The 6,409-nt window shown below is 32.9% G+C and carries 7 protein-coding genes; 4 read left to right on the top strand and 3 right to left on the bottom strand.

Annotation, left to right across the window (positions count from 1 at the left end; genetic code table 11):
- Window positions 1–52: 52 nt before the first annotated feature.
- From ACODS7_RS30675 to recQ, 3 genes are all read right to left on the bottom strand, one after another.
- Window positions 53–796 (bottom strand): class I SAM-dependent methyltransferase, encoded by a 744-nt coding sequence (locus ACODS7_RS30675; protein ID WP_029442547.1) that lies wholly within the window; start codon window positions 794–796, stop codon window positions 53–55.
- Between the two features lie 182 nt (window positions 797–978).
- Entirely contained in the window at window positions 979–1,362 is a 384-nt protein-coding gene (locus ACODS7_RS30670) for a gamma-glutamylcyclotransferase family protein (RefSeq protein WP_016081286.1), read from the bottom strand.
- 25 nt (window positions 1,363–1,387) lie between these two features.
- Complete coding sequence (gene recQ / locus ACODS7_RS30665; RefSeq protein ID WP_029442548.1) at window positions 1,388–3,505, bottom strand: DNA helicase RecQ; 2,118 nt, start codon at window positions 3,503–3,505, stop codon at window positions 1,388–1,390.
- A 263-nt stretch (window positions 3,506–3,768) separates the two neighbouring features.
- On the opposite strand from recQ, the gene ACODS7_RS30660 reads away from it, so the two are divergent.
- From ACODS7_RS30660 to ACODS7_RS30645, 4 genes are all read left to right on the top strand, one after another.
- A complete protein-coding gene (locus ACODS7_RS30660; RefSeq protein WP_016081284.1) occupies window positions 3,769–3,930 on the top strand; it encodes a hypothetical protein in 162 nt (53 codons plus the stop codon).
- A gap of 685 nt (window positions 3,931–4,615) precedes the next feature.
- Window positions 4,616–5,239, top strand: a complete 624-nt coding sequence (locus tag ACODS7_RS30655) for a hypothetical protein (protein ID WP_016081283.1) — start codon at window positions 4,616–4,618, stop codon at window positions 5,237–5,239.
- Between the two features lie 170 nt (window positions 5,240–5,409).
- Window positions 5,410–5,766 carry a hypothetical protein gene (locus ACODS7_RS30650; RefSeq protein WP_016081282.1) on the top strand — a complete coding sequence of 119 codons (357 nt, stop codon included), beginning with the start codon at window positions 5,410–5,412 and terminating at the stop codon, window positions 5,764–5,766.
- A 133-nt stretch (window positions 5,767–5,899) separates the two neighbouring features.
- On the top strand, window positions 5,900–6,352 hold the full coding sequence (locus ACODS7_RS30645) for a hypothetical protein (protein ID WP_000877573.1): 453 nt from the start codon (window positions 5,900–5,902) through the stop codon (window positions 6,350–6,352).
- Window positions 6,353–6,409 lie beyond the last annotated feature (57 nt).

Below are 6,409 nucleotides of genomic sequence, written 5' to 3'. Positions count from 1 at the left end.
TTATCAAGCTGCCTAATGAAATAACCGTGTCTAACTTTTAGGGGTCACTTCATTAATCCCTACTCTTTTTCACTTTTACTCGATATGATAAACATTCATTTAAAGATGATTGCTCTTTATATTTCCCAGCTTCAAAATCATACGCTCCTCCTGGGAAAATCCCAACTATACTTAAATGAGCCTCAGCACATAAATTACTAATCTCATCTACAGTATAGCAGCGTAAAAATTGTGTCACGATATCATTTGAAGAATCTATTTCCCACCAATGGTCTAGCATTCTTGCATTTTCACTATCATATTCATACTTTCGCATTGCAGAACCTATCGGCATTTCTTGTCCATTGGCCTTTTCCCAATATAACGGTTGATAAATATCAATAAGTGCACATCCATCATCTTTCAACCAGTTATGTATACGTTTTAATAAAAATAATTGTTCTTCATCGGTTCCTACACCAAATCCGTCTAAATAACAAATAACATCAAACTTTTCTTTAAAGTTAATTTTATAAAAATCGGCGCAATGAACCTCAATGTCATTAGTAGAATGTTCTTTTGCAAACATAGCTAACTCCGGTACAAGCTCAACAGTATTCATTTTTACATTCAAATTAGACATCGCCCTTGCAAATCCGCCATTTCCAGCCCCTAGTTCTAACATCGTCTGAATTGGATATCCAACTTGTTCTTGCACTTCTTTAGCAACTTCCTGTAACCAATTTTCATTATTTATATCATAGCTTATTAGTTCAAATTGTTTTTTATAAAATTCTTTTACATTTAATTCGTTCATTATTATTCTCCTCCTGCAAATTATTTTTCTGTTACAGGTGAGAAACTAAATTTCTAATCCCCATGAAAAATCCTCCTTTTAATTTCACTATATTTACAATTTATCAAAATAATAAGAATTTTGAAAGTGAAAGTATAAAAAATAGATAATGGATTATACCACTATCTACTCTTTAGCTACTCTTATTTTTCTTTTTGATACTCCACCCAGTCACCAGAATCAATAACTTTTAATATCATCTTTTTATCTTGAGCGATATACACATATGCCTCTATTTTCCTATCAGCAACATATACTGTTTGCGTAATTCGATTATATAAATCAGTCTCCGCATTACCTGTATATTCTTCTAGTTCATCTAACTTACACAATATCTCATCATTTACTACATAAACTTCTCCATACACCTTTTCTTCAATCGAATAAGTCATGGCCGGATATCCTTCGTTCGTATCAAATAATTTTCCATATGTCCAAGCTCTGTCTGGAATGCACGTTGCACCTAGCATATAATGAGCATTCGTTTGTCCTCTTCTTAACGTGCCATAAACGAAAACATGATACATAAATTCTTATCCCCTTTATATGTCTCTACTTTCTTATTTGTAAATAAGCACGAATCATAAAGTAACTCACTTCATTCGGAAGCTGTTCTTTAATAGATTTCAGACCACCCTCTGCATTTTGAACGGCAGTTTCAATAAGAGATTCATACTCTGCCGGAACAAAACTTTTCCACTCTACTTCCATTCCATCCTCGTAGCAGCGAATTAAATGGTTTTCTATTGTTTGTCTTGATAAGTTGCGTTCTTTTGCAATCTCATTCAAATCAATACCTTGTTTATACATTTCATACGTTTCTAAATGAGAATTCGCGGACGCTTTTCCTGCCTTTTTACGTTCTGAAACTACTTCTGTCTTAATCGTTTCAGCATAATTTGGATTTTCTTCAATAAAATGCTGAACTGCTTGTAAGAAGTGCGAGCCATATTTCACAAGTTTGTGTTCTCCGATACCTTTTACCGTCAACAATTCGGAATCACTTTGTGGCATTTTCACGCACATATCTTTCAATGTTTGGTCAGAGAAAATAACGAACGGAGGTACACCTTCTCCTTGTGCAATTTCTTTACGTACTTCACGAAGCACTTCAAATAAAGGATGGTCTTGAACAATTTGTCTTGTTTCTACTCGTTCTTTTCGTAAAACATTCTCTTTACCAAGTAATACTTCTTTCCCTTTTTCTGTTACTTTTAACGTCGGATAAGTGCCATGTTCAACTGCAATTAACTCATCTGAAATTAAAAACTCAATAAACTCACTGACCTCTTTTACACTACGGTTCGATAAAAGCCCATACGTTGGTAAAGTATGAAAATTAAATTCAATAACTTTCTTATTTTTCGAACCCGTTAATACTTGCGCTATCATTTGCTTTCCAAAGCGTTGGTTCGTTCTAATCATGCATGATAAAACCATTTGTGATTCCCTTGTCACATCAATGCTCTCACGATCGTCTGTACAATTACCACAGCGTCCACAATCTTCTTTCGGTTCTTCTCCAAAGTATTGCAAAATGAATGATTGTAAACATTGTTCTGTATGACAGTAATCGGTCATATTTTGCAATTTTTCAAGTTCATTTGAAAAACGTGACTCTCCAGTTGATTGATCAATTAAAAAACGCTGTACTTGTACATCTTGAGAAGAATATAACAATATACATGTACTATCTAATCCATCACGACCAGCACGTCCTGCTTCTTGATAGTAACTTTCCATATTTTTTGGAAGCTGATAATGAATTACGTAACGAATATTCGATTTATCAATACCCATCCCGAATGCAGATGTTGCTACCATTACACTTACTTCATCTCGTAAAAAGAGTTCTTGTTGCTCATTTCGATCACTATCACTCATACCAGCATGATATTTTGATACAGAAACTCCTGCCTTCATTAAATCTTCATATAACTGATCGACTACTTTTCTAGTAGCTGCATATATAATCCCAGATTCCTTTTGATTTTGACGAATATAATCCGCCAAATATGCATTTCGATCTTGTCCTTTAATGACAGAAAACGATAAGTTCTCTCGCTCAAACGTTGTCATAATTGTATTTTCTTGATTAATTTCAAGTGTGTTACAAATATCATCACGTACTTGCGGTGTTGCTGTTGCTGTTAATGCTAATACGAGCGGTTTTTCTGGAAGATAATCTAATATGCGATGTATATGTAAATAACTTGGACGGAAATCATGTCCCCACTGTGAAATACAGTGTGCTTCATCAATCGCAATCATAGGGATTTTCATATCGATAAGTTGGTCAACAAACTCCATCGAATCAAGACGCTCAGGCGCCACATAAAGTAACTTGTAATGTCCTTGTTTCGCTAATTGAATTCGCTGATTTGCTTCAGCAATAGAAATAGAACTATTAATATATGTAGCTGAAATGCCATTCTGTACCAATGTATCTACTTGATCCTTCATAAGTGATATTAAAGGGGATATAACCAACGTCGTTCCTTCAAATACTAATGCCGGAATTTGATAACAAATCGACTTACCGCCACCTGTTGGCATAATACAAACTGTATCTTTCCTATCTAGTACATTTTTAATTGTTTCATCTTGTCCTCTTCGAAACGAAGAATAACCAAAGTAGGACGCTAAAAGTTCTTGTGCTTTAGTAAACAAAAAAGAGTCACCTGCTTTTCTTTATCTTTCATCTACTTCTATTATATCAATCACTTATACGACTTGAAAGGGATGAATAAATGCTTATTGTTTTTTCATTATTCTATATTTAATATGAATTAGCATCCGTGTTTTATATGTTTTACAACATTTATAACGTAAATCCAGTACACATGAAGAAAGAGTTTCAATTTAGATGTTCATTTTATTTCCATTTCTTGAATACTACTAATTGTATACATATAAATTCAGGAGGTTACTATATGAAACATCGTAATATGAGTTCCATCACGGCAAAAAAGAAAACAACACAATTCCAATTCTCTAATAATGATGCGTGGAAATATGAATCATACTATAAGTATCAGCCATTATTCTCTTATAAAAAGCTTTTACATTTTCTTTCTCAATTTTTTAGACGTTAATATATGCGCAAAAAATGTATCATTCACAGAAGTTTTCTCAATATTAAATGTATAGACTTACTACAATTCAGTTGTTACCATATATAATAATCTGTTGAATAAACCCCTTAAGTTGACCTGCTCATATTAGCAGATCTTTTTCATGATTACATACTTCTGTCCACTTCAATCTCACTTCCAAGTCTTTTCTCCATTTTATAACCATATTTAAATCCCAACAATTAATGATAATCATAAATTGTTGGGATTTAAATTGTTCACATATAATTATGCAATTCTTCTTTCTCAATACACAAAACACATTTTACTTGTTACTATAAAAGTACTCCAGATGAGTTTTTGCTCATCGACATTATCTAGTTAATGGGGCCTGCCGCGGGAAGCAGGTCCCTTTGACTTTATGACGGTACCAATTTCATTTGGACACATTTACCAGGTTTTTTCAAAAGAATTTTATGATAACATTACGTAGTCGAGTCCGACATCTCGGCAATACCCTTTTGAGGGTCTGCAACTTCCCTTGCAGACCCTCTTTTACTTTATATTCATTTTATTCATATATACCACAACATCATTCATTGAATTTCTCCATTTCAAATTCCCTAAAAATAATCTAGGACACGTAACTAAAAATAAATATTTATCATACTTTGAGTTATACATGTTCAAAGGAGTGTTACTATTTATGTATTCTTATTGGCAATCGTATTACTCCCCCTACCATAACCCTTATGTAAACTATGATTTATCCGTACGTAACTACCGAATTAGTAAAAACGAGAATTTTTTAAAAGGGTATATGCGTTCTTTATGGGAACAACACGTCGCTTGGACGAGATTGGCTATTATAAGTATTGTATTTAATTTACCAGATGTTAACGTTACTGTTGGACGGCTTCTACAAAACGCAACACATATGGGACTATCACTTGAACCGTTTTACGGTGAGGATGCAGTGAAAAAATATAGTGCATTAATTAAAGATCACTTAGTAATTGCAGCAGATCTTGTTAAAGCCGCAAAAACTGGTGATCAAAATGCAGCGGCCGCTATAGAGAAAAAATGGTACGCTAATGGTGATGAAATTACTGAATTTCTTAACAGTATTAACCCATATATTGATAAAGAAGAATTTAGAAAAATGTTTTATGAACATTTAGCATTAACGAAAGCAGAAGCACTTGCCTTCCTAAACAAAGATTATGAAGCAGGAGTAAAACTTTACGATAAAATTGAAAAAGAAGCATTAGAAATGGCCGACATGATAACAAACGCAATCGTAAAACAATTCCCGCAAGTATTTCAATAAAGTGAAACTTTAATCAGAGTAGGTTACTACTCATTAATACTGGATAAAAATAAGTCGATTTCCCAACATAAATCGACTTATTTTTATCCATGATATTTCACCTCTCCTCTTTACATTTAGCTTATATCGATATATTTTATTAATATCCGTTTTTTATAGGAGGAAATAGTTTGATTAACGCCATTGGTCTCGTTTTTATACTCACAAATAAACACGAGAAAAAAAAGAAAGTTTACCTAAATGAAAAATTTGCACTAATAGATATTATTGATTCTAAAGAAGTATTTGATGATGAAGGTAATCCTTTAGTAGAACTAACATGTAAATACAGCATATATTTAGACGAAAAATATTACTGTAAATCTCTCGATGATTATACCGGACAAGTATTTCCTTTCTTAAGTGCAAAAATAGGAAAAGGTCTTCTAAGAAACTTAAACTACTACTTTTCTTACGTTGATGCCTATGATAAGAAACCACCGGTTAAAGAAATAAGACCACTTATGAAACATGTAACTAACAGATAGCGAAAAATACAAAAAAGAAAGCATCTAACTCTGGATGTTTTCTTTTTTATTGAAAACTCATTCACCCTCATCCACTTCTAAAAATACGTATCCAAGCATAATTTAAATTAAAAACATTGGAGGATTAGACTGAATGAAATACTCAGAAACAATTATAAGCAAACGACTTCGAATACTTAAAATGACGGGTATGTTTTTCATGCTAGTATTAATAGCATGGATTGGATATACAAAATTACTTTATGAAAACGGATTCCTTCAAGAAAAAAAGAATTCAGTAGAAGTAATGAATACTAGCATTACAGGAGAAATAGAGCAGCTTTTTCATATAAACTTGCAAGGTTATCGAAAAACAAGCCTTGATGCTGTTATAGAAGCAAGTAAAACCGATCCAAGCGAACTATCCCTAATTGAACTGGTCAACAAATCCTGCTCGCGAGATTGCATAGGCGAGCCAGTAACATATGTAAACTCAAACAATGGATATATCTTTTATAAGGAATCTAATGGAACTAATGTAGCTATAACGGTTAAAAAGAAAGACACATGGGTAATTGTAAAGAAATCTGTTCAAGATGGATTATAATTCTGAAGTGACCCCTAAAAGTTAGACACGGTTATTTCATTAGGCAGCTTGATAAAA

The organism is Bacillus sp. FG16 (genome assembly GCF_057809515.1).
This window is presented reverse-complemented; position numbering and strand designations above follow the sequence as displayed.

Coding starts and splice junctions, on each gene's coding strand:
- ACODS7_RS30675 (WP_029442547.1), bottom strand. CDS start 796: ATGAACGAATTAAATGTAAAAGAATTTTATAAAAAACAATTTGAACTA.
- ACODS7_RS30670 (WP_016081286.1), bottom strand. CDS start 1,362: ATGTATCATGTTTTCGTTTATGGCACGTTAAGAAGAGGACAAACGAAT.
- ACODS7_RS30655 (WP_016081283.1), top strand. CDS start 4,616: ATGTATTCTTATTGGCAATCGTATTACTCCCCCTACCATAACCCTTAT.
- ACODS7_RS30645 (WP_000877573.1), top strand. CDS start 5,900: ATGAAATACTCAGAAACAATTATAAGCAAACGACTTCGAATACTTAAA.
- ACODS7_RS30660 (WP_016081284.1), top strand. CDS start 3,769: ATGAAACATCGTAATATGAGTTCCATCACGGCAAAAAAGAAAACAACA.